Source organism: Kitasatospora sp. NPDC004615, assembly GCF_042873545.1.
Classification (GTDB): Bacteria; Actinomycetota; Actinomycetes; order Streptomycetales; family Streptomycetaceae; genus Kitasatospora.
Genome location: NZ_JBIALQ010000002.1, coordinates 750,181 through 769,737, shown reverse-complemented (window position 1 = coordinate 769,737; position 19,557 = coordinate 750,181). Strand labels below are relative to the sequence as shown.

The 19,557-nt window shown below is 71.9% G+C and carries 19 protein-coding genes; 10 read left to right on the top strand and 9 right to left on the bottom strand.

Annotated elements, in window-relative coordinates; genetic code table 11:
- The first annotated feature begins 286 nt into the window (after window positions 1-286).
- The 7 genes from ACFYS8_RS10335 (at window position 287) to ACFYS8_RS10305 (ending at window position 7,068) form a co-directional block, all read left to right on the top strand.
- A complete protein-coding gene (locus ACFYS8_RS10335) occupies window positions 287-727 on the top strand; it encodes a hypothetical protein (RefSeq protein ID WP_387638487.1) in 441 nt (146 codons plus the stop codon).
- 113 nt (window positions 728-840) lie between these two features.
- Entirely contained in the window at window positions 841-1,704 is an 864-nt protein-coding gene (purU, locus tag ACFYS8_RS10330; RefSeq protein ID WP_387638485.1) for a formyltetrahydrofolate deformylase, read from the top strand.
- Between the two features lie 354 nt (window positions 1,705-2,058).
- Window positions 2,059-2,511, top strand: a complete 453-nt coding sequence (locus tag ACFYS8_RS10325) for an ATP-binding protein (RefSeq protein WP_387638482.1) — start codon at window positions 2,059-2,061, stop codon at window positions 2,509-2,511.
- A gap of 381 nt (window positions 2,512-2,892) precedes the next feature.
- Window positions 2,893-4,161: an MFS transporter gene (locus tag ACFYS8_RS10320; protein ID WP_387638480.1), complete on the top strand. Its 1,269-nt coding sequence runs from the start codon at window positions 2,893-2,895 to the stop codon at window positions 4,159-4,161.
- 92 nt (window positions 4,162-4,253) lie between these two features.
- Window positions 4,254-5,594 (top strand): MFS transporter, encoded by a 1,341-nt coding sequence (locus ACFYS8_RS10315; protein ID WP_387638477.1) that lies wholly within the window; start codon window positions 4,254-4,256, stop codon window positions 5,592-5,594.
- Window positions 5,595-5,722: 128 nt separating this feature from the next.
- Window positions 5,723-6,052 carry a DUF4229 domain-containing protein gene (locus ACFYS8_RS10310; RefSeq protein WP_387638475.1) on the top strand — a complete coding sequence of 110 codons (330 nt, stop codon included), beginning with the start codon at window positions 5,723-5,725 and terminating at the stop codon, window positions 6,050-6,052.
- 5 nt (window positions 6,053-6,057) lie between these two features.
- Window positions 6,058-7,068 (top strand): LacI family DNA-binding transcriptional regulator, encoded by a 1,011-nt coding sequence (locus ACFYS8_RS10305; RefSeq protein WP_387638472.1) that lies wholly within the window; start codon window positions 6,058-6,060, stop codon window positions 7,066-7,068.
- A gap of 4 nt (window positions 7,069-7,072) precedes the next feature.
- On the opposite strand, the gene ACFYS8_RS10300 is transcribed toward ACFYS8_RS10305, so the two are convergent.
- Both ACFYS8_RS10300 and ACFYS8_RS10295 read right to left on the bottom strand, forming a co-directional pair.
- Window positions 7,073-7,507, bottom strand: a complete 435-nt coding sequence (locus tag ACFYS8_RS10300; protein ID WP_387638469.1) for a GNAT family N-acetyltransferase — start codon at window positions 7,505-7,507, stop codon at window positions 7,073-7,075.
- A 43-nt stretch (window positions 7,508-7,550) separates the two neighbouring features.
- Window positions 7,551-8,741 (bottom strand): MFS transporter, encoded by a 1,191-nt coding sequence (locus ACFYS8_RS10295; protein WP_387638467.1) that lies wholly within the window; start codon window positions 8,739-8,741, stop codon window positions 7,551-7,553.
- A gap of 427 nt (window positions 8,742-9,168) precedes the next feature.
- Here ACFYS8_RS10295 and ACFYS8_RS10290 point away from each other — a divergent pair, with 427 nt between their 5' ends.
- Together ACFYS8_RS10290 and ACFYS8_RS10285 are read left to right on the top strand one after the other, a co-directional pair.
- Entirely contained in the window at window positions 9,169-10,485 is a 1,317-nt protein-coding gene (locus ACFYS8_RS10290; RefSeq protein WP_387638464.1) for a dicarboxylate/amino acid:cation symporter, read from the top strand.
- Between the two features lie 121 nt (window positions 10,486-10,606).
- Window positions 10,607-11,167: a Uma2 family endonuclease gene (locus ACFYS8_RS10285; RefSeq protein WP_387638461.1), complete on the top strand. Its 561-nt coding sequence runs from the start codon at window positions 10,607-10,609 to the stop codon at window positions 11,165-11,167.
- 56 nt (window positions 11,168-11,223) lie between these two features.
- Here the strand turns inward: ACFYS8_RS10285 and ACFYS8_RS10280 are convergent, their stop codons facing one another.
- From ACFYS8_RS10280 to ACFYS8_RS10260, 5 genes are all read right to left on the bottom strand, one after another.
- Entirely contained in the window at window positions 11,224-12,756 is a 1,533-nt protein-coding gene (locus ACFYS8_RS10280; protein ID WP_387638459.1) for an FG-GAP-like repeat-containing protein, read from the bottom strand.
- A 107-nt stretch (window positions 12,757-12,863) separates the two neighbouring features.
- Window positions 12,864-14,225, bottom strand: coding sequence for an FG-GAP-like repeat-containing protein (locus ACFYS8_RS10275; RefSeq protein ID WP_387638456.1), 1,362 nt, complete (start codon window positions 14,223-14,225; stop codon window positions 12,864-12,866).
- Between the two features lie 309 nt (window positions 14,226-14,534).
- Window positions 14,535-15,887 carry an FG-GAP-like repeat-containing protein gene (locus ACFYS8_RS10270; protein WP_387638454.1) on the bottom strand — a complete coding sequence of 451 codons (1,353 nt, stop codon included), beginning with the start codon at window positions 15,885-15,887 and terminating at the stop codon, window positions 14,535-14,537.
- A 126-nt stretch (window positions 15,888-16,013) separates the two neighbouring features.
- Complete coding sequence (locus ACFYS8_RS10265; RefSeq protein WP_387638451.1) at window positions 16,014-16,325, bottom strand: hypothetical protein; 312 nt, start codon at window positions 16,323-16,325, stop codon at window positions 16,014-16,016.
- A gap of 4 nt (window positions 16,326-16,329) precedes the next feature.
- A complete protein-coding gene (locus ACFYS8_RS10260; protein WP_387638449.1) occupies window positions 16,330-16,560 on the bottom strand; it encodes a hypothetical protein in 231 nt (76 codons plus the stop codon).
- Window positions 16,561-16,968: 408 nt separating this feature from the next.
- On the opposite strand from ACFYS8_RS10260, the gene ACFYS8_RS10255 reads away from it, so the two are divergent.
- Window positions 16,969-17,940 (top strand): LuxR C-terminal-related transcriptional regulator, encoded by a 972-nt coding sequence (locus tag ACFYS8_RS10255; protein WP_387638446.1) that lies wholly within the window; start codon window positions 16,969-16,971, stop codon window positions 17,938-17,940.
- Between the two features lie 32 nt (window positions 17,941-17,972).
- Here ACFYS8_RS10255 and ACFYS8_RS10250 read toward each other — a convergent pair whose 3' ends face one another.
- Together ACFYS8_RS10250 and ACFYS8_RS10245 are read right to left on the bottom strand one after the other, a co-directional pair.
- Window positions 17,973-18,521: a DUF1707 domain-containing protein gene (locus tag ACFYS8_RS10250; RefSeq protein WP_387638443.1), complete on the bottom strand. Its 549-nt coding sequence runs from the start codon at window positions 18,519-18,521 to the stop codon at window positions 17,973-17,975.
- Window positions 18,518-19,549, bottom strand: coding sequence for a bile acid:sodium symporter family protein (locus tag ACFYS8_RS10245; RefSeq protein WP_387638440.1), 1,032 nt, complete (start codon window positions 19,547-19,549; stop codon window positions 18,518-18,520). Before ACFYS8_RS10245 ends, ACFYS8_RS10250 begins: the two co-directional genes overlap by 4 nt.
- Between the last annotated feature and the right edge of the window lie 8 nt (window positions 19,550-19,557).

Below are 19,557 nucleotides of genomic sequence, written 5' to 3'. Positions count from 1 at the left end.
GGTGCTCTGTTCCTCCCTGGAGATGCTGCGGGGACTGACCCGTGCTTCTTTGCGCAGGTTCGGCGCGTCCAGCGTGGTGGGGGCTGCGCACGGCGAGAGGGACGTGATGTGAACGGTCCGTCAACGGGGGAGGAACACGGGGTTCGCGGGTGTGATGACGTCGCGTGTGGAGGGCGACCGGCCGGGGAACGTACGATCATCTCCCGTGTCCGACAGCGTGGATTCTCCGTACCGTTCTGCCCGAAACTCTTCTCGAACGGGCGGCCGCTCCAGCACGATGGGCGTCATGCCCCTGACTGACGTGCCCTGGTGGCGCTGGCGCGCCCGGATCCGTTCGGCGTTGCACATGCTTTCCGACCCCGGCTTCCAGCGGATGGCCTGGCTGGAGGGGCAGGGCGACTACGGGGATCTCCACGACGCGGTGTACCGGCTGGTCGAGGACAGCTGGCTGGACCGGTGGAAGGCGGCGGAGAAGTACGTCGGCTCGGTGTTCCGGGACTCCGCGGAGGCGGTCGCGGTGGACGCGGCGGTGCTGCGGGTGCTGCGGATCGTGAGCCAGGTCGGCGAGTACGCCCCGGCGGCCGTCTACCTCGGGCACCCGGACTGGCCGGAGGCGGTGCGGGCGGCGCGTGAGGCGCACCACCTGCTGGCCGTCAACGACGGTACGGACCCCGACCTGCCGCCGTCCACGCCGGCCGAGCTGCGGCAACTGACCGCGCACCGCTGAGCGGTGGGGGTGGCGCGCAGTCTCGGGTGGCGGGCGGTGGCCGCAAGGCGGGCGGATTTGTGCCAGGCTGGGCGATCCGTCCGCACCAGAGCCGAGAAACGGGACCCCGCGACATGGAAGAGACCGCCCACTCCCAGTACGTTCTGACGCTGTCCTGTCCCGACAAGCAGGGCATCGTGCACGCGGTCTCCAGCTATCTGTTCATGACGGGCTGCAACATCATCGACAGCCAGCAGTTCGGCGACGCCGGTACCGGGCTGTTCTTCATGCGGGTGCACTTCTCGGCCGAGCAGCCGGTGACGGCGGAGAAGCTGCGGGCGTCGTTCGCGGCGGTCGGCGCCTCGTTCCGGATGGACTGGCAGATCCACGAGTCCGCGGAGCGGATGCGGGTGCTGCTGATGGTCTCGAAGTTCGGCCACTGCCTGAACGACCTGCTGTTCCGCACCCGGATCGGGGCGCTGCCGGTGGACATCGTCGGGGTGGTGTCCAACCACACCGACTTCCGCGAGCTGACCGAGTCCTACGGCGTCCCGTTCCACCACCTGCCGGTCACCAAGGACACCAAGGAGCAGGCCGAGCAGCAGTTGCTGGACCTGGTCGAGCAGGAGCGGGTCGAACTGGTGGTGCTGGCCCGCTACATGCAGGTGCTGTCGGACGGGTTGTGCAAAGAGTTGTCCGGCCGCGTGATCAACATCCACCACTCGTTCCTGCCGAGCTTCAAGGGTGCCCGGCCCTACCACCAGGCGCACGCCCGCGGTGTGAAGCTGATCGGTGCGACCGCGCACTACGTCACCGCCGACCTGGACGAGGGCCCGATCATCGAGCAGGAGGTCGCCCGGGTCACCCACGACGTGACGCCGGAGCAACTGGTGGCGCTCGGCCGGGACGTCGAGTGCCAGGCGCTGGCCCGTGCGGTGAAGTGGCACAGCGAGCGGCGGGTGCTGCTGAACGGCACCCGGACCGTGGTGTTCGCCTGACGAATGCTCGGCGGGCGCCGTTCGAGCGCCCGCTGGACATTTGTGGGAAGGGTGGTTCGCTCGTGGCGGCCCGGTGATGACGGGGCGTGGGGAGTACGGTCGGGAGTACCCGCGGTGGCGGTGCCGCCGACCGGTCGTGCGAACCCCGGCAGGGTGAGCGGGACAGTATGCACCGAGACATCCCCCGAACGCTGGAATATGCCCGAAGCTCTTGCTGCGACCCGGTCCCGGAATCATTCTGGGGCGTATTCGTGTCGATGCCATGGGCAGTGCGGATCGGCGGCCTCCACGAGGCACGGCCGACCGGACCGGCGGGATCAAGCGGGCCGAATACCGAGTGCGGGTGGTGGAACGGTGCAGGTACTTCAGGTACAGCTGGCGGTCCAGGCGGACCCGGCGGAGGTCTCACGAGCCCGGCGCTGGGTACGGGCCCGGTTGGAGGCCGGCGGTCTCGACCCGGACTCGCCGGTTGCCGAGACGCTGGTGCTGGTGGTCTCCGAACTGGTCACCAACGCGGTGGTGCACACCGGTTGTCCGGCGGTGCTGCGCCTGCTGATGCCGGCCGGTCCGGACGCCCCGCCGGGGGTCCGGGTGGAGGTCGCGGACGCCAGCTGCGCCGCCCCCGCCCCCCGGCACGCCGGGGCCGACGCGGAGGCCACCAACGGGCGCGGCCTGGAGCTGGTGGAACTGCTGTGCGAGCGCTGGGGCTGGTACCCGGACGGCTCCGGCAAGCGGGTGTGGTGCGAGATCGGCCCGGTGGCGGCGGTGTGCGAACGGGCGGCGCAGCCGGTCGCTTCGGCGCGCTGAACGCCCGTCGGCGGGTCCGGGCGCGCCACGCGTGCGCTGTCCGCGCTCCGGGTGATCCATCTGAATTTCGGACAACCCATTGACGTGACGTATCCGACTGATCACTCTTGGGTGCGGCGTTCCGTTGCGAGGGGACGCCGAGGGAGCCCGGGCGGTGCCGACACTCAGGGGGTCGTTGGCCGCATCCGCCCGGAACCTCGGCGAAATCGGGACGCCCGGCGTCACGGCTTCAGGGCCCGGACGCAGACCCGGACGACAGCCCGCGGTGCCGTGCTCGGGGCGCGCACGGCGGGCTGTCGTCCGGTCAGTCACCGGTCGGACGCCGCATCGTGATCCAAAAGCACTGGCAAACGGTGGTGGTCTACACCAAAACTGTGGGTCGTGACCGCACCAGAACTCGATACTGCCTCCACCGCGCGCGTCAGTACCCCCGCCGAACCCGCCATCTGGTCGGGCAATTTCCGGCTCTACTTCACCGCCCGCTCGGCCGGCCTGCTGAGCGACGCGATGCTCCCCGTGGCCGTCACCACCGGACTGCTGACCAGCGGGCACTCGGCCTCCACGGTCGGCTACGCGATGGCCTTCCTGCTCGCCCCGTTCGCCGGCCTGGTCCTGATCGGCGGCGTCCTCGCGGACCGCTTCACCGCCCGCCGGCTGATGATCTTCGCCGACCTGCTCAACCTCACCACCCGGGTGCTGCTCGCGCTGCTGTTCTTCCGCGGCGTCGACCAGCTCTGGCAGCTCTACCTGCTGCTCGCGCTGGCCGGCACCGCCGCCGCGATGTTCCAGCCGGGCGCCGCCTCCACCGTCCCGCTGGTGGCCCGCGACGTGCAGGGCGCCAACGGCATCCTGCGGATCTCCGAGGCGCTCACCGTCCTTGCCGGCCCGCCGCTGGCCGGCCTGCTGGCCGCCGCCTCCACCGGCTGGGTGATGGTCATCGCCGGCGTGATGTACGCGATCAGCGCCAGCTCGCTGCTGGTGCTGCGGCTCGGCCCCGTCCCCGCGCCGCCGCCCGGCGACAGCCTGTGGAAGAACCTGGTCGAGGGCTGGCACGAGTTCCGCTCCCGCAGCTGGATGTGGGGCGTCATCGTGATCTGGATGATCTTCACAGTGCTCTCCTGGGGTCCGCTCACCCCGCTGCTCGGCTCGCTGGTGGTGCCCGCGCACGGCGGCACCGTGTTCGGCATCCTGAACGGCATGTTCGGCGCCGGCACCGTGATCGGCGGACTGATCGCGATCCGGGTCAAGCCCGTCCGTCCGCTCGCCGCCGGTGCGTTCGCCCTCCTGGCCTTCCCGCTCCAGCAGTTCGCGCTCGCCTTCGACCTGCCCTGGCCGGTGCTCGGCGCGGCGATGACGGTCTCCGGCATCGGCATCAGCTTCTGGGGCGTCATGTGGGCCACCAGCGTGCAGACCCAGGTGCCCGGCGAGGTGCTCAACCGCATCCACGCGTACGAAGTGGCCGGCTCCGTCTGCATGTTCCCGCTCGGCTCCGCGCTCGCCGGACCCGCGATGGAGACTTTCGGCGCGCAGCACGTCCTGGTGGTCGGCGGCATCGTCACCGTACTGACCGCCACCGCCCTGCTGCTCAGCGCGCCCATCCGAGGCCTGCGCAGGGTCCCCGACGGCGGGCCGGTCGCCGGCGGGCACTGACGTCGCGGGCGCCCGGACGGCGTCCGGATCTCGATGGGAGATGGCAGCAAACCCCGTCGTGCGGGCGGGGCCGGGAACCGCAGACTCGGCGGGTGAACGAACTCACCACCACGCCCGTCGCCGACCCGGCCCCGCCACGGCCCGCCCCGCGCCTGCACTACGCCTGGATCGTCGCAGCCGTCTCGCTGGTCGTCCTGGTCGGCTCCGCCGGATTCCGCTCCGCGCCAGGCCTGATGATGGACGCCCTGCACAACGAGTTCGGCTGGTCGCACGCCACCATCTCCAGCGCAGTCTCCGTCAACCTCACCCTCTACGGCCTCACCGCCCCGTTCGCCGCCGCCCTGATGGACCGCTTCGGCGTCCGGCTGGTGGTGGTCTGCGCACTGCTCACCATCTCCGTCGGCGCCGGACTCACCGTCCTGATGACCGCCTCCTGGCAGCTGATCCTCTGCTGGGGCGTCCTGGTCGGACTCGGCAGCGGCTCGATGGCCGGCGCGTTCGCCACCACGATTTCCGGACGGTGGTTCCAGGCGCGGCAGGGATTGGTGACCGGCGTGCTGACCGCCGCCGGCGCGGCAGGCAACCTGATCTTCATGCCGGTGCTCGCCGCGCTCGTCGAAAACCAGGGCTGGCGGACGGCGGTGGTGGTCGTTTCGCTCGCCGCCACGGCCGTCGCCGTCCCCGTACTGATCCTGATGCGCGAACGCCCCGCGGACCTCGGGCTGCTGCCGTACGGGGCCACCGAGGCCCCCGCGCCGCCGGTGGTCGACGGCTCGGCGATCGCCCGCTCCCTGCGAGTGCTGCGCGGGGCCACCCGCAGCCGGGCGTTCTGGCTGCTCGCCGCCTCCTTCGCGATATGCGGTGCGACCACCGCCGGTCTGGTCGGCACCCACTTCATCCCCGCCGCCCACGACCACGGCATGCCCGTCACCACCGGGGCCTCGCTGCTGGCGCTGATCGGGGTCTTCGACGTGGTCGGGACGATCGCGAGCGGGTGGTTCACGGACCGGTTCGACTCCACGCGGCTGCTGATCGCCTATTACGGTCTGCGGGGTCTCTCGCTGGTGCTGCTGCCGTCGCTGTTCGGGGAGAGCCTGCGGCCGCCGATTCTCGCCTTCGTCGTTTTTTACGGGCTGGACTGGGTGGCGACCGTGCCGCCGACCGTCGCGCTGTGCCGGCGGCACTTCGGGGCGGATGCGCCGATCGTTTTCGGGTGGGTGCTGGCGGCGCACCAGGTGGGGGCGGCGATTGTTGCCGGGCTGGCCGGGTTGGCTCGGGACAGCTTCGGGAACTACGACGCGACTTGGTACGCGGCGGGGGTGTTGTGTGTGGTGGCGGTGGGGTGCTGTCTGGCGCTTGCAGGGCGGACATTCAGGGGCTCGGGGAACGGTGAGGCCGAGCTGCGAGTGGTCGGGGACAGCGGGGGGTCGTGACTGCGGCGGGCCTCAGGCCCTGGCGGGGCTCCCCTCTGCGCTTGAAAGATGTGAGGTCGTGCTTCACTGGGAGGGCCATTACCCCCTCGTGCCCTGCGGCGCGACCCGGCAGTGAAGGACGATCCCCGGTGAGCAGCAAGATCAACGCGACGCTCCGCTACACCTCGCTGCGGGCGAGCATCTTTCTGGCCTGCCTGCTGGTCGCGTTGCTGCTGGCCCATTTCGGGGTGATTCCGGTGGTCGGTGACCTCGGGCTGATCCTGCTGTTCGCGCTGGCGATGGTGGCGTCCTCGGCGATCAGCTACGTGGTGCTGAGCAAGCAGCGGGACGAGATGTCGGCGCAGATCGCGAACCGGATCGACAACCGCAAGGCCCGCTCCGTCGTCCGGGACGCCGCCGAGGACGAGGCGGACGACGCGGCCCGGGCCGCTGCCGCCCGGCAGGCGCAGGCCGGCTGACCGGCGTGTCGGACTCCGGGTCCGGCGAGGGGGCGCGGCGGCGGCCGACCGGGCGGGACGTGGCCCGGCTGGCGGGGGTGTCGCAGGCGACGGTCTCGCTGGTGTTCTCCGGCAGCGCCGGGCACCGGGTCTCGGACGCCACCCGCCAGCGGATCACCGATGCCGCCCGGGAGCTGGGCTATCGCCCGCAGGCGGCCGGCCGGCAGTTGCGGTTGGGCCGCAGCGGCATGGTGCTGCTGACGGTGCCGAACCTGCTCGGCCCGTTCTTCGGCCGGGTGCTGACGGGCGTGCACGAGGAGGCGGCCCGGCACGGTCTTTCGGTGGTGGTCTCCAGCGGCTGGGACGCGGCGACGCTCGCCGAGGCCGCGGCCGCGGGCCGCTTCGACGGCATGCTGATCTGCTCCCCGGACGACAAGCAGCTCGGTGGGCTGCCCGCCGACACGGCGGCGGTGTTCCTGGACGCCGACCCGGCGGCCAACCCCGGCCGCCCCACCGTCGAACTGGACCTGACCGCGGGCATGCGGGCCGCCGTCGACCACCTGGCGGCGCTGGGGCACCGGCGGATCGGCTACCTGCGTTCGGTGCACTCGGCGTACACCTTCCGGGTCCGGCAGGCGGCGTTCGCGGCGGCGGCCGCGGAGCTGGACGTGCAGGAGCGGGCGGTCAGCCTGAACGAGGGCAACCGGGAGGCGGCGCGGGCGGCCCGGGAGCTGCTGGCCGGGCCGGACCGGCCGCGCGCCGTGGTGTGCGACGACGACGTGGTGGCGTCCGGGCTGTACCAGGCGGCGAACGAGCTGGGGCTGCGGATCCCCGGCGACCTGTCGGTGGTCGGCATGGACAACATTCCGGTGGCGGAGCTGCTCAGCCCGCCGCTGACCACCGTCGATCTGCCGGGGGAACAGCTCGGCCGGACCGGCCTGGCCACCCTGGTGGCCCTGCTGGGCGGTGAACTGCCGTCACCGGCCGACCCGTTGGCGACCACGCTGGTGGTGCGGCGGTCCACGGCGCCGGCCTGAGCGGCTACTGCTCGCCGAGCACCATCCACTTCTCCGGTAGCGCGAGCGGGTTGAACCCGACCTTGGCGTACACCTCGTGCGCGTCCCGGGTGGCCAGCATCAGGCGGCGCAGTCCGAGTGCGGCCAGCTCGTCGCGGACGGCGGCGGTCAGCGCGGTGCCCAGGCCCAGGCCGCGGGCCGGCGGGGCGATGTACACGTCGCACAGCCAGGCGAATGTGGCCCGGTCGGTGACCACCCGGGCGTAGCCCACCTGGGCGCCGGAAGTCTCCTCGTACAGGCCGAAGTTGAGGGAGTGGTCGATCGCCCGGTCCTGCTTCTCGCGGGGCCGGCCGAGGGCCCAGTAGGCGTCCTCGGAGAGCCATTGGTGCACCGACTCCCGGTCGAGGAGCGCCGGATCGGTGGAGACCGTGTAGCCCGCGGGCAGCTGGAAGTTCGTCATGCGGCGCATCCAAGCAGGCCGCGGGCGGTGCGGGCGAGCGGTTTCAGGCGGCCAGCGCGACCTGGGCGGGGCGCAGCCGGTGGCGGGTGGTGAGGAGCAGCAGGCCGCCGAGGGCGGAGCCGGCGACGGCGCAGAGGGCGACGGCGTGCAGGGAGGTGTCGACCAGTGCGCCGGAGACGGCGTAGCCGGCCGCGTTGCCGGTGGCGAACAGGGTGACCAGCCAGGCGAACGCCTCGGTGACGGTGCCGGCCGGGGCGAGTTCGGCGACCAGGATGAACGCGGCGGCCAGCAGCGGGGCCAGGCCGAGGCCGGAGAGGAACGCGAGCGCGGCCATCGGCAGCGGGCCGGGCAGGAGCAGCAGCGGCAGGTAGCCGAGGGCCATGCCGAGCGCGAGTATCCAGGTGCGGGTGGCGGTGTCGGCCTTCCAGGCGGTGGCGCCGTAGCCGAGCGCGCCGAGCAGGCCGGCCAGTGCGGCCAGTGCCAGCAGGGTGCCGGCGCCGCCGGGCAGGCCGCCCGGGTGGCGTTCGGCGTAGGCGATGAACAGCACGTTCTGCGCGCCGACCGCCCAGCCGGTGCCGGCCAGGCCGAGCAGCAGGAGGACCAGGCCGGGGGAGCGCAGCGGGCCGAGCAGTCCGGCGGATTCGGCGCGCGGCGGGGCCTGCCAGTGGCGGGCGGGGGCGGTGGTGGCGACCACCAGCGAGCCGAGCAGGCCGAGCGCGGCGGCCGTCCACAGGGCTGTGGACGGCGAGAACGCGGCGGCCAGTCCGGCGACGGCCAGCGGTCCGGCGACGTACAGGATCTGCTGGGAGGCGGAGTCGAAGGCGTACGCGGTGTCGAGCTGCTTCTCCTCGACGACGTCGGGCCAGAGGGAGCGCAGGCAGGGTTCCAGCGGCGGCATGCACAGGCCGGCGATCGCGGCGCCGAGCGGGGCGGCGACGGGGGAGCCCGGGGCGAGCGCGAGCAGCGCGTAGCCGCCGCCGGCCAGGGTGGCGGAGGCGAGCAGGACGCGGGGCTGGCCGGTGAGGTCGACGATCCGGCCGAGGACGGGGCCGCCGATCGCGGCGGCGATCGCGTACGCGGCGGTGGCCAGGCCGATCCGGCTGTACGGGGTGCCGGCCTCGCGCAGGGCGAGGGCGATCACCAGTGCGGTCATGCCGGCGGGGAGTCGTCCGATCAGGGTGCCGACCAGCAGCCGGGTGACGTGCGGGGCGCGGAGCAGTGCGGCGTAGCCCATGGGCGTCCTTCTGGCGAGGTCTCGGTGAAGCCTCAAGTTATACGTATAACCAGAGGGGCGTCAAAGCTGCAGGCCGTGGGCCGTTCGAGCTGATGATCCGTCAGTGAAGGGTGGTTCGAGAACGATCTCAAACAAGTACTTTGAACATCTCAAAGGTTTGTTGCTAATCTACGGGGCATGACCACCGCAGACGCCGCGCGCCAGACCGGGACGAGCACCCCGCTCATGTCCCGCTGCCCGCGTCTGCCCGGTGCCGTGGACGGCCCGTGCCGCTGTCGCTCCGGCGGCTGTATGCGGGCGGCACGCCGCTCCTGACGCGCTGACAGCTCCGCTGTCGGCTCCCGGGTCTCCCCACCCGGCCCGCGTCCGGCGTGCCGCCGCCTCCGCCCCTCACCCCACCCCCGCACCTCACCGGAGTCGCACACCCATGTCCACCGCGCCCGTGCCCGCGCCCACCCTGCTGGGACGCATCCGACGCACCCCGTTCTGGGTCCAGATCGTCGGCGGCCTCGTCCTCGGCCTGCTGCTCGGCTGGATCGCCCGGTCCGGCGACGTGTCCTGGCTGAAGACCACCCTCGACACCATCGGCAAGACCTTCGTCCAGCTGCTCAAGCTGGCCGTCCCGCCGCTGGTCTTCACCGCGATCATCGTCTCGGTCGCCAACCTGCGGAACGTCACCAACGCCGCCCGGCTGGCCGTCCGCACGCTGTTCTGGTTCCTCGCCACCTCGCTGATCGCGGTTGCCGTCGGCCTCGGCCTCGGCCTGCTCACCGACCCCGGCAAGGGCGCCAACCTCTCCACCGCCGGCGTCAAGGGCGTGGAGAAGGGCGGCAGCTGGGTCGACTTCCTGACCGGCATCATCCCGACCAACATCGCCGACGCCTTCCTGAAGGTGAACGTCCTTCAGATCGTCTTCCTCGGCGTGGTCGTCGGCGCGGCCCTGCTCAAGCTCGGCGACAAGGCCGAGCCGGTCCGCAAGCTCTCCGAGGCGATCCTCGAACTCGTCCAGACCGCCCTGTGGTGGGTCATCCGGCTCGCCCCGCTCGGCACCCTCGGCCTGATCGGCAAGTCCGTTGCCGTCTACGGCTGGGACCTGCTCAAGCCCTTCTCCACCCTGACCATCGACGTCTACGTCGGCTGCGCGATCGTCATGTTCGGCGTCTACTCGCTGCTGCTGCGCTTCGTCGCCGGTCTCAACCCGCTGAACTTCTTCAAGGGCGCCTGGCCCGCGATCCAGCTGGCCTTCGTCTCCCGCTCCTCCGTCGGCACCCTGCCGGTCACCCGCCGCGTCACCGAGCGCCTCGGCGTCCCGTCCGAGTACGCGTCGTTCGCCGCGCCGTTCGGCGCGACCACCAAGATGGACGGCTGCGCCGCGATCTACCCGTCGCTCGCCGCGATCTTCGTCGCCCAGGTGTACGGCATCGACCTCGGCATCAAGGACTACCTGCTGATCGCCTTCGTCTCGGTGATCGGCTCCGCGGCCACCGCCGGCCTCACCGGCGCGATCGTGATGCTCACCCTGACCCTCTCCACCCTGGGCCTCCCGCTGGAGGGCGTCGGCCTGCTGCTGGCCATCGACCCGATCCTCGACATGATGCGCACCGCCACCAACGTGGCCGGTCAGGTCGTCGTCCCGATCCTGGTCTCGGCCCGTGAGAAGACCCTCGACCTCACCGCCTACAACCGCCCCACCGGCGACCTCCTCACCGAGGACCGTCCCGCCGCGGTTCCGGCCGCCGCCTGACACACACCCTGCCCGACGGCCCGCACCCCTCCTGGGGGTGCGGGCCGTCGCTCGTTGGGGTGAGATTCCTTTGGGACGAGCAGGGACGATCGGTAGCGTGGAGCCGACGAAGGAGGGGTCGATGAGTGCTCTGCCCAGCGAACTGCCGTACAACTCGGTCGATCCGGAACAGGCCCTGAAGTACGCGATCCAGCATCACGCCGGTGAACGCGTCCAGATCATTGAGGGGGTCATCGAGCCGATGGCACCGGGGTGGGGACACGAGGCGATCGCCAGTCATGTGCGCCGCCAACTGAACGACAAGGTCCACGCACTCGACTGTGTGATGGGCGCGGGCGATCTCGATCTTCCAGGGTCCAGCAACTGGTTCATCCCGGACGTGGCCGTCGTACCCACCCCGTTGGCCAAGGACGGTGGCGCACTGCTCCCCGACCAGACCCTGCTGGTGGTCGAGGTGACGTCCGACTCCAACGGCGACACCGACCGGGTGGTGAAGCGGCGGCGGTACGCCGAGTACGGGGCTCCGCTCTATCTGCTGATCGACCGCCGGGACCGGGCCTGCACGCTGTTCTCAGAGCCGGGCCCGCTCGGGTACACCCGGACGATCGGGCCGCTGCCCTTCGGGGAGCCGGTCGAGCTGCCGGAACCGTTCGGACTCCGGCTGGACACCTCGGACTTCTGACCGCCCGACGGCCCGCACCCCTTTCCGGGGGTGCGGGCCGTTCTGCTGGGTGGGGGTCAGACGCCGGTGGCGATTTGGCCGAGGTCGGTCCAACCGCCGCCGGTGTCGTCGCCGCCGTTGTTGGCGAAGGCGCGGGTGGGGCCGTTGACGATGAGGTAGTCGGCGCGGGCGTCGCCGGTGATGTCGGCGAGGTGGACGGTGTTCTGGTCGGTGGTGAGGCCGGCGGCGATCTTGGGGCGGAGGGTCCAGCCGCCGTGGGTGTCGCCGCCGTTGTTGGTGTAGCTGGTGATGGAGCCGTCCGGATTGATGACGTTGTAGTCGGCGCGGCCGTCGCCGGTGACGTCGGCGAGGCGGACCCGGGAGCGGTCGGTGGTGACGCCGCCGGCGACCTTGCCCTGGACGTTCCAGCCGCCGTGGCCGTCGCCGCCGCGGTTGAGGAAGACGTTGACGGCGCCGTCGTCGCCGATGGTCACGTAGTCGGCGCGGCCGTCGCCGTCGAAGTCGGCGAACCGGACCTGGTCGGGGTTGCTGGTGGTGCCGCTGGCGACCTGACCGTAGTCCTGCCAGCCGCCGCGGCCGTCGCCGCCCTTGTTGAGGAAGACGTTCACCGCGCCGCCCGGCTGGATGACGAGGTAGTCGGCCTTGCCGTCGCCGTCGAAGTCGGCGAACCGGACGCGGGACTTGTCGCTGGTCAGGCCGGTGGCGACCTGGCCGAGGTCCTGCCAGCCGCCGTGACCGTCGCCGCCCTTGTTGAGGAAGACCCGGACGGCGCCGGAGTCCTCGACCACGATGTAGTCGGCCTTGCCGTCGCCGTCGAAGTCGGCGAACCGGGCCCGGCCCGCGCCGCCCGCCTCGGTGCCGGCCCGCGGGGCGGCGGGGCGGACGGCCAGGCCGTCGGTGAACGCCTGGTCGAGGCCGGCGGTGAAGACCTGGGCCATCCGCGCGTAGCCCTTGTCGTTGGGGTGCAGACGGTCGTTCATCTCGGTGGTGGTGAGCGCGGGCGGCGTGAGGTAGCGGACCTTGCGGCCGGCGTCGGCGCGGCTCTGGAGCTGGGCCTGGACGGCGGCGTTGAAGGTCTGGGCGGCGCTCTCCAGCTGGCCGGTGGTCGGGATGAGGCCCTGGACCAGCACGGTCGCGGTGGGCCGGTCGGCGGCGATCCGGTCGACCAGGGCGGCGAGCCGGTCGGGGGCGTGGGTCCGGTCGCCGCGGTCGAGGTCGTTGATGCCGAGGTGCAGCAGGACCACGTCGGGCTGGGCGCCGGCCAGCCAGCTGTCGATGTTCTGGGTGATCTCGTCGATCAGGGCGCCGCTGTGGCCGTCGTTGTCCGGGTCGCCGACCGCGCCGCCGGACCAGGAGCCGACCAGGTCGAAGCGGTAGCGGGACTGTCCGGACAGCGTGTTGTAGAGCGGCAGCCGGTAGCCGGCGCCGGAGGTGCTGCCGACGCCCGCGGTGATGGAGTCGCCGAGCGGCATGACGCGCAGCGGGGCCGGGGTGGGCGGAACGGTGGCGGCGGAGGAGGGGGCGGCGGTCGCGGAGAGGACGCCCACGGCGATTGCGGCGGCCAGGGCGAGGGAGGTGGGGCGCTTCACAGCGATGTCCTTCGGCTCGTACGGGTGCGGTCGGAGGGCGGCGCCGGCCGGCCGCTCCCCGGGCGGGGGCGGCGGGCCGGCGCTGCGGCGATGCGGTGCTGCGGGGGTCAGACGCCGGCGGCGATCTGGCCGAGGTCGATCCAGCCGCCGCCGGTGTCGTCGCCGCCGTTGTAGGCGAAGGCGTTGGTGGGGCCGTTGACGACCAGGTAGTCGGCGCTGCCGTCGCCCGTGACGTCGGCGAAGTGGACGACATTCTGGTTGGTGGTCAGGCCGGATGCGATCTTGGCGCGCAGGGTCCAGCCGCCGCCGGTGTCGCCGCCGTTGTTGGTGTAGCTGGTGATCGAGCCGTCCGGGTTGATGATGTTGTAGTCGGCCCGGCCGTCGCCGTTGATGTCGGCCCAGCGGACCCGGGAGCGGTCGGAGGTGACGCCGCCCGCGACCTTGCCGAGGTCCTGCCAGCCGCCGGCGCCGTTGGTGTTGCGGAAGACGCCCACCGAGCCGTCGGCCTGGGTCATGACGTAGTCGGCCTTGCCGTCGCCGTCGAAGTCCGCGAACCGGACCTGGTCGGGGTCGGTGGTGAGGCCGGTGGCGACCTGGCCGAGGTCCTGCCAGCCGCCGCGGCCGTCGCCGCCGTTGTTCTTGAACACGCCGACGGCGCCGTTCGGCTGGATGACGATGTAGTCGGCCTTGCCGTCGCCGTCGAAGTCGGCGAACCGGACGCGGGACTTGTCGTTGGTCAGGCCGGAGGCGACCTGGCCGAGGTCCTGCCAGCCGCCGTGGCCGTCGCCGCCCTTGTTGAGGAAGACCCGGATCGCGCCGGAGTCCTCGACCACGATGTAGTCGGCCTTGCCGTCGCCGTCGAAGTCCGCGAACCGGGCCCGGCCCGCGCCGCCCGACTCGGTCCCGGCGCTGCCGTTGATGACCTTCTTGTAGCGCAGCGCCTTGTAGTCACCGTTCGGGTGCGAGTCGAAGGTGGCGGCGTTGATCGACTGCCCGGTGACGTGCTTCACCGGGGTGGACCCGAAGGAGTAGTAGGAGAAGGTGGTGTGCGCGGCGTCGTCCCATTTCTCGAACAGCAGCACGTGGTCGTAGAAGCTGTTGAGGATGTCGCCCGGCTTGAGGTCGCTGCGCGAGATCTCGGTGGCGACGCCCGGCAGGGTCTGGGTGCTCAGGCTGGAACCCAGGTGCCAAGCCATCGAGACGTAACCCGAGCAGTCGGTGCGGTAGCTGCGGCCGGAGGAGTCGCCGTACGAGCCGCCTTGGTTGTAGGGGATCGACTTGCCCAGCCAGTACTGGGCGCGCTGGATGATCTCGCTGCGGGTGATCGGACCGTCCACCGAGGACGTGGTCGCGGCGTGCGCCGAGGTGGCGCCGAAGACGGCCGTGGCGGCGGTGGTGGCGACCGCGCCGGAGAGCGAGACGGCGGCGGCCAGGGCGAGGCGGGCGAGCTTGGACGCGTTTGCGGACATGGCGAATCTCCTTGTGGCGATGGGTGATTGATGGGCTGCGCCCCCGATGGGGCGGCGTGCTCGGGCGGACGGCTGTCCTGCAGGGCCAGCGGTCGGTTGTGCGAACGGGCTTGCCTGGTACGGGAGTTCAGTGCTCGGTCGGGGCGGGTGTCCGTGCCGCGCCAGGAAGCGTCGGCGCGGCACGGGGGAGCTGCGGATGCTGCCAATGGATGCGCGAACGTCGGTGCCCGGCGCGGGAGTTCAGTGCCCGGGCGGGGCGGGCGTCGGCGCCCGGAAGTGGCGAGGTCCGGCGGCTGTGGTGCTGCCGGGTCAGACGCCGGTGGCGATCTGGCCGAGGTTGATCCAGCCGCCGGCGTCGTCGCCGCCGTTGTAGGCGAAGGCGCGGGTGGGGCCGTTGACGACGAGGTAGTCGGCGTGGCCGTCGCCGGTGACGTCGGCGAAGTGGACGGTGTTCTGGTCGGTGGTCGTACCGGTGGCGATCTTGGCGCGCGTGGCCCAGCCGCCGCGGCCGTCGCCGCCCTTGTTGGTGTAGCTGGTGACCGAGCCGTCCGGGTTGATGACGTTGTAGTCGGCGCGGCCGTCGCCGTCGAAGTCGGCGAACCGGACCCGGGAGCGGTCGGAGGTGGCGCCGGTGGCGACCTGGCCGAGGTTCTGCCAGCCGCCGCGGCCGTCGCCGCCGTTGTTCTTGAACACGGCTACGGCGCCGTTGTCGGCGATGGTGACGTAGTCGGCGCGGCCGTCGCCGTCGAAGTCGGCGAAGCGGACCTGGTCGGCGTCGGAGGTGGTGCCGGTGGCGACGGTGCCGAGGTCCTGCCAGCCGCCGCGCCCGTCGCCGCCCTTGTTGAGGAAGGCCCGGACGGTGCCGCCCGGCTGGATGACGAGGTAGTCGGCGCGGCCGTCGCCGTCGAAGTCCGCGAACCGGACCAGGGACTTGTCGCTGGTCACACCGGTGGCGACGGTGCCGAGGTCCTGCCAGCCGCCGCGGCCGTCGCCGCCCTTGTTGAGGAAGGCCCGGATCGCACCGGAGTCCTCGACGACGAGGTAGTCGGCCTTGCCGTCGCCGTCGAAGTCGGCGTACCGGGTACGGCCGGCGCCCGCTTCGGTGCCGGCGCCGCCGTCGACGACCTTCTTGTAGCGCAGTGCCTTGTAGTCGCCGTTCGGGTGCCCGTCGATGGTGCCGGCGGTGATCGACTGGCCGGTCACGTGCGTCACCGGGGTGTCGCCGAAGGAGTAGTAGGAGAACCTGGTGTGCGCGGCGTCGTCCCATTTCTCGAACAGCAGCACGTGGTCGTAGTAGCTGTTGAGGACGTCGCCCGGCTTGAGCTGATCGCGGCCGATCTCGGTGGCGACGCCTGGAAGAGTCTGGGTGTTCAGGCTGGTGCCGAGGTGCCAGGCCATCGAGACGTAACCCGAGCAGTCGGTGCGGTAGTTGCGGCCGCTGGAGTCGGGGTACGCGCCGCCCTGGTTGTAAGGGATCGACTTGCCGTACCAGTACTGGGCGCGCTGGATGATCTCGCCGCGGGTGATCGGGCCGTCCACGGCCGAGGCGGCCCGGGCGGTGGTGGCGGTGGCGAGGGTGACAGCGGTGGCGGCGACCGACCCCGAGACGGCGATGGCGGTGGCCAGGGCGACGCGGGCGAGCTTGGACGTGGCGACGGGCATGACGGATCTCCTTGTGGCATCGAACGGTTGACGGGCGATGCCCCCGAGGGGCGACGTGCGCGGGCGGACGGCTGTCCTGCAGGGTCAGCGGTCGGTTGTGCGAACGGGCTTGCCTGGTACGGGAGTTCAGTGCTCGGTCGGAGCGGGATCCGAGGTCGGCGCCTGGAAGCGTCGGCGCAGCACGGGGGAAGCCTGGTGGCTGCGGACGAGCAGGCTGTGGGCGGCGGCCACGGGTGGTGGCGTGCCGGCGCCGGGCCGGGGGGTGAGCAGGTAGAGCAGCAGGTCGAGGCGGTCGCGCTCGCTGCGGGCGCTCACGTGCTCGAGGTTCTCCTCGGGGCGGGCGTGCGCCCACAGGATGCCGAGGACCTCGCCCACCTCGTTGGGCGGGACCGGGTCGGTGGTGCTTCTGCGATGCAGGCTGGCGTAGACGATTTCCATCGGGTCAGCTGCCCCAGCCGAGGCTGTCGCCCTGGGCGATGTTGCCGCCCCAGCCGAGGCTGTCGCCGCTGACGATGTTGCCGCCCCAGCCGAGGCTGCCGTCGATCGGGCCGTCGGCGACGGTGGTGCGGGTGGTCGGGGCGGATTCGGCGGCGGCCACGGCGGCGGGGGCGGTGATCAGGGCGCCCAGGGCGAGCAGGACCGCGGCGGCCTTGGCGAAGTGGTTGCGAAGCATCGGTTTCTTCCTCAACTGTCGGTTTCGGCAAAGGGGTTGGTCGTTCCCGTGGAGGCGTCCCGCGGTTGACGCGCTCTCCGGTTCGCCGCCCGGCCGGTTCTCCCTGGCGGCAATGACTACTCTCGTCGCCCGGCCACCCGTCGAGAAGGCTTCCGGGCCGTCCCCAATCCGCCTGTCCGACTTCGGACACGGCAACATGTCCATGTCAATAATCTCCCCGCAATGCGGCCATATCGGCCGCAACGGTGATGTGCCGCACACGCAGGATCCTTCCGGCATCCGGTGCGAGAGCCCAGCAATGCCACATATTCGATCTTGTGAGCGATTCTCTGTGCTGAGAGGATTCCGTGACGCTTCGTGTGGGGGAGCTCACGAGGCTTGCACATCCGCCACCTGGAGGGGGTACTCATGCTGGAAGCACTCGGACTGTCGGCCCGTGCCGGTCGGGTCTATCAGGCCATGCTCGACCACCCGGCCGATTCGGTGACCGACGTGGCGGTGCGTTGCGGCCTGGCACCCGGAGACGTCCACGACAGCCTGGACGAGCTCGGCGCGCTGATGCTGGTTCGCGCCTCCGCCGAGCAGCCGGGCCGGATGCGCGCGGTCGACCCGTCGATCGGCCTGGCCGACATGCTGGCCCGGCAGGAGGCCGAACTCGCCTCCCGGCAGGCCGCGCTGGCCGCCTCCCGGGCCGCCGTCACCCGCATGGTCGCCGACCGCGCCGAGCACCACGCCGCGCACGGCGAGCGGCTCACCGGCATGGACGCCATCCACCGTCGGCTGGAGCGGATGGGGCGCGCCGCCGCCGTCGAGGTGCTGAGCAGCCAGCCGGGCCAGCAGTTCGCGGAGGACCTCGACGCGTCCCGGCCCGCCGATGCCGAGGTGCTCGACCGCGGGGTGGCCGTCCGGACGCTCTATCAGGACTCCACCCGCAGCCAGCCGCACGTGTCCGGATACGCGCACTGGTTGCTCAGCCGCGGCGGCGAGGTCCGCACCGCACCCGTCATCCCGCAGCGGATCGTGCTGGTGGACCGGCGGGAGGCGCTCGTCCCGATCGACCCGGACGACAACCGCAAGGGCGCGCTGCACGTCACCGAGCCCGGCATCCTGCGCGCCCTGGCGGACCTCTGCGAGCAGGCCTGGAACACCGCCGTCCCGCTCGGCGCCGCCACCCCCGACGACCCCGCCACCGGACTCACCCCCACCGAGCGGGAGTTGCTGCGGCTGCTCGGCACCGGGCTCACCGACGACACCGCCGGGCAGCGGCTGGGCATCTCCTCGCGCACCGTCGGCCGGCACATGGCGTCGATCATGGAGCGGCTGAGCGCGGCCAGCCGGTTCGAGGCGGGCATCAAGGCGGCGCAACGCGGCTGGCTCTGAACGGCCGGCTTCGGAGCGGCCGGCCGCGCAGGTCAGCGGCCGCGGGCGTGCCGGACGCGCAGGCGGCCGAAGCCGGGGGTGCCCGTGATCCGGATGAGCGGGCCGCCCGGGACGGCGTGCCGGGGTGGCCGGTAGCGGACGTCCTTCCAGCCGCCCTGGACGCCGGACACGTCGACGGTGGCGTTGTGCGGGACGGTGATGGTGGCGCGGCCGAAGCCCAGGCCGAGCTCGATGTCGACCACCGGGTGGTCGATGATCGCGTGCGACAGGTCGAGCCGGACCTTGCCGAACGGGGAGGCGACCTTCAGGACGCGGGGCACCCGCCAGGCGCCGCGGCGGACGATCCGGCCGCCGCCGGTGGCGATGGTGGCGGTGTCCCCGACCGGCCGGTCCGCGGGCAGATCGGCGGTGACCAGGTCGAGTTCGGCCCGGGTGGTGGCGGTGAGCGCCTGCTGCAGGCGCTGCTCCATCTCCTCGTGGGTGATCCGTTCTTCGGCGTACGCCTGCTGGAGGCGTTCGGTGGTGGCGTCGCGCTCGGCGGAGCCGACCCGGGTCTGCGGGGTGTCCGGCAGTGAGGTCACCCGGGCAGCGTAGTAGCTGATGCCCCGTCAGGGGCATTCCTCGCCCAGCGCTGGGCGAGGACGGTGCAGACCATCAGCTGGATCTGGTGGAACAGCATCAGCGGCAGCACCGTCAGCCCGACCGCGCCCGCGGGGAACAGGATGGTGGCCAGCGGCAGGCCGTTGGCCAGGGACTTCTTGGAGCCGCAGAACTGGATGGTGATCCGGTCCGGGCGGGAGAAGCCGAGCCGCCGGGAGGCCACGTGGGTGAAGCCGAGGACGGTGGCCAGCAGCACCGAGGACAGCACCACGAGAGCCAGCAACTGCCCGACCGTGACCCGGCTCCAGATGCCCTCGCGGACGCCCTCGCCGAACGCGCTGTAGACGATCAGCAGGATCGAACCCCGGTCCACCAGCCGGGTCACCAGCCGGTGCCGGGCGATCCACGGCCCGACCCAGCGGCGCAGCAGCTGACCGGCGGCGAACGGGACCAGCAACTGCAGCACCACGTCCAGCACCTGGCCGCCGTCCACCGAGACGCCGGACGCGCCGGAGAGCAGCCAGGCGGCGAGCAGCGGGGTCAGCACGATGCCCAGCAGGCTGGAGAAGGTCGCGGCGCAGATCGCGGCGGCCACGTTGCCGCCGGCGATCGAGGTGAACGCGATCGAGGACTGCACGGTGGACGGCAGCAGGGTGAGGAACAGGACGCCGGTGAACAGCTCCGGCGGCAGCACCGCGTCGGGCAGCAGCCGGGTGGCCTCGCCGAGCAGCGGGAACAGTACGAAGGTGCAGCCGAGGATCAGCAGGTGCAGCCGCCAGTGCCGGGCACCGGCCAGCGCCTCCTGCGGGGAGAGCCGGGCGCCGTACAGGAAGAACAGCAGGCCGACGGCGAGGTGCACACCGCCGGTGACGGCACTCGCGGCGGCGCCCCGGGCGGGCAGCACGGTGGCCAGCAGGACGGTGCCGAGCAGCAGCAGGAGATAGGTGTCGATACCGATCCGGCGCAGCGTGCGGTCGAGGGTGCGGTGGGCGGATCGGAGGCGGTGCATGCCTCGAT

What these genes read in the sequence shown, in the direction of transcription:
- ACFYS8_RS10285 (WP_387638461.1), top strand. Translation starts at nt 10,607, where the DNA reads ATGAGTGCTCTGCCCAGCGAACTGCCGTACAACTCGGTCGATCCGGAA.
- ACFYS8_RS10265 (WP_387638451.1), bottom strand. Translation starts at nt 16,325, where the DNA reads ATGGAAATCGTCTACGCCAGCCTGCATCGCAGAAGCACCACCGACCCG.
- ACFYS8_RS10255 (WP_387638446.1), top strand. Translation starts at nt 16,969, where the DNA reads ATGCTGGAAGCACTCGGACTGTCGGCCCGTGCCGGTCGGGTCTATCAG.
- ACFYS8_RS10260 (WP_387638449.1), bottom strand. Translation starts at nt 16,560, where the DNA reads ATGCTTCGCAACCACTTCGCCAAGGCCGCCGCGGTCCTGCTCGCCCTG.
- purU (WP_387638485.1), top strand. Translation starts at nt 841, where the DNA reads ATGGAAGAGACCGCCCACTCCCAGTACGTTCTGACGCTGTCCTGTCCC.
- ACFYS8_RS10270 (WP_387638454.1), bottom strand. Translation starts at nt 15,887, where the DNA reads ATGCCCGTCGCCACGTCCAAGCTCGCCCGCGTCGCCCTGGCCACCGCC.
- ACFYS8_RS10290 (WP_387638464.1), top strand. Translation starts at nt 9,169, where the DNA reads ATGTCCACCGCGCCCGTGCCCGCGCCCACCCTGCTGGGACGCATCCGA.
- ACFYS8_RS10275 (WP_387638456.1), bottom strand. Translation starts at nt 14,225, where the DNA reads ATGTCCGCAAACGCGTCCAAGCTCGCCCGCCTCGCCCTGGCCGCCGCC.
- ACFYS8_RS10335 (WP_387638487.1), top strand. Translation starts at nt 287, where the DNA reads ATGCCCCTGACTGACGTGCCCTGGTGGCGCTGGCGCGCCCGGATCCGT.
- ACFYS8_RS10245 (WP_387638440.1), bottom strand. Translation starts at nt 19,549, where the DNA reads ATGCACCGCCTCCGATCCGCCCACCGCACCCTCGACCGCACGCTGCGC.
- ACFYS8_RS10295 (WP_387638467.1), bottom strand. Translation starts at nt 8,741, where the DNA reads ATGGGCTACGCCGCACTGCTCCGCGCCCCGCACGTCACCCGGCTGCTG.
- ACFYS8_RS10300 (WP_387638469.1), bottom strand. Translation starts at nt 7,507, where the DNA reads ATGACGAACTTCCAGCTGCCCGCGGGCTACACGGTCTCCACCGATCCG.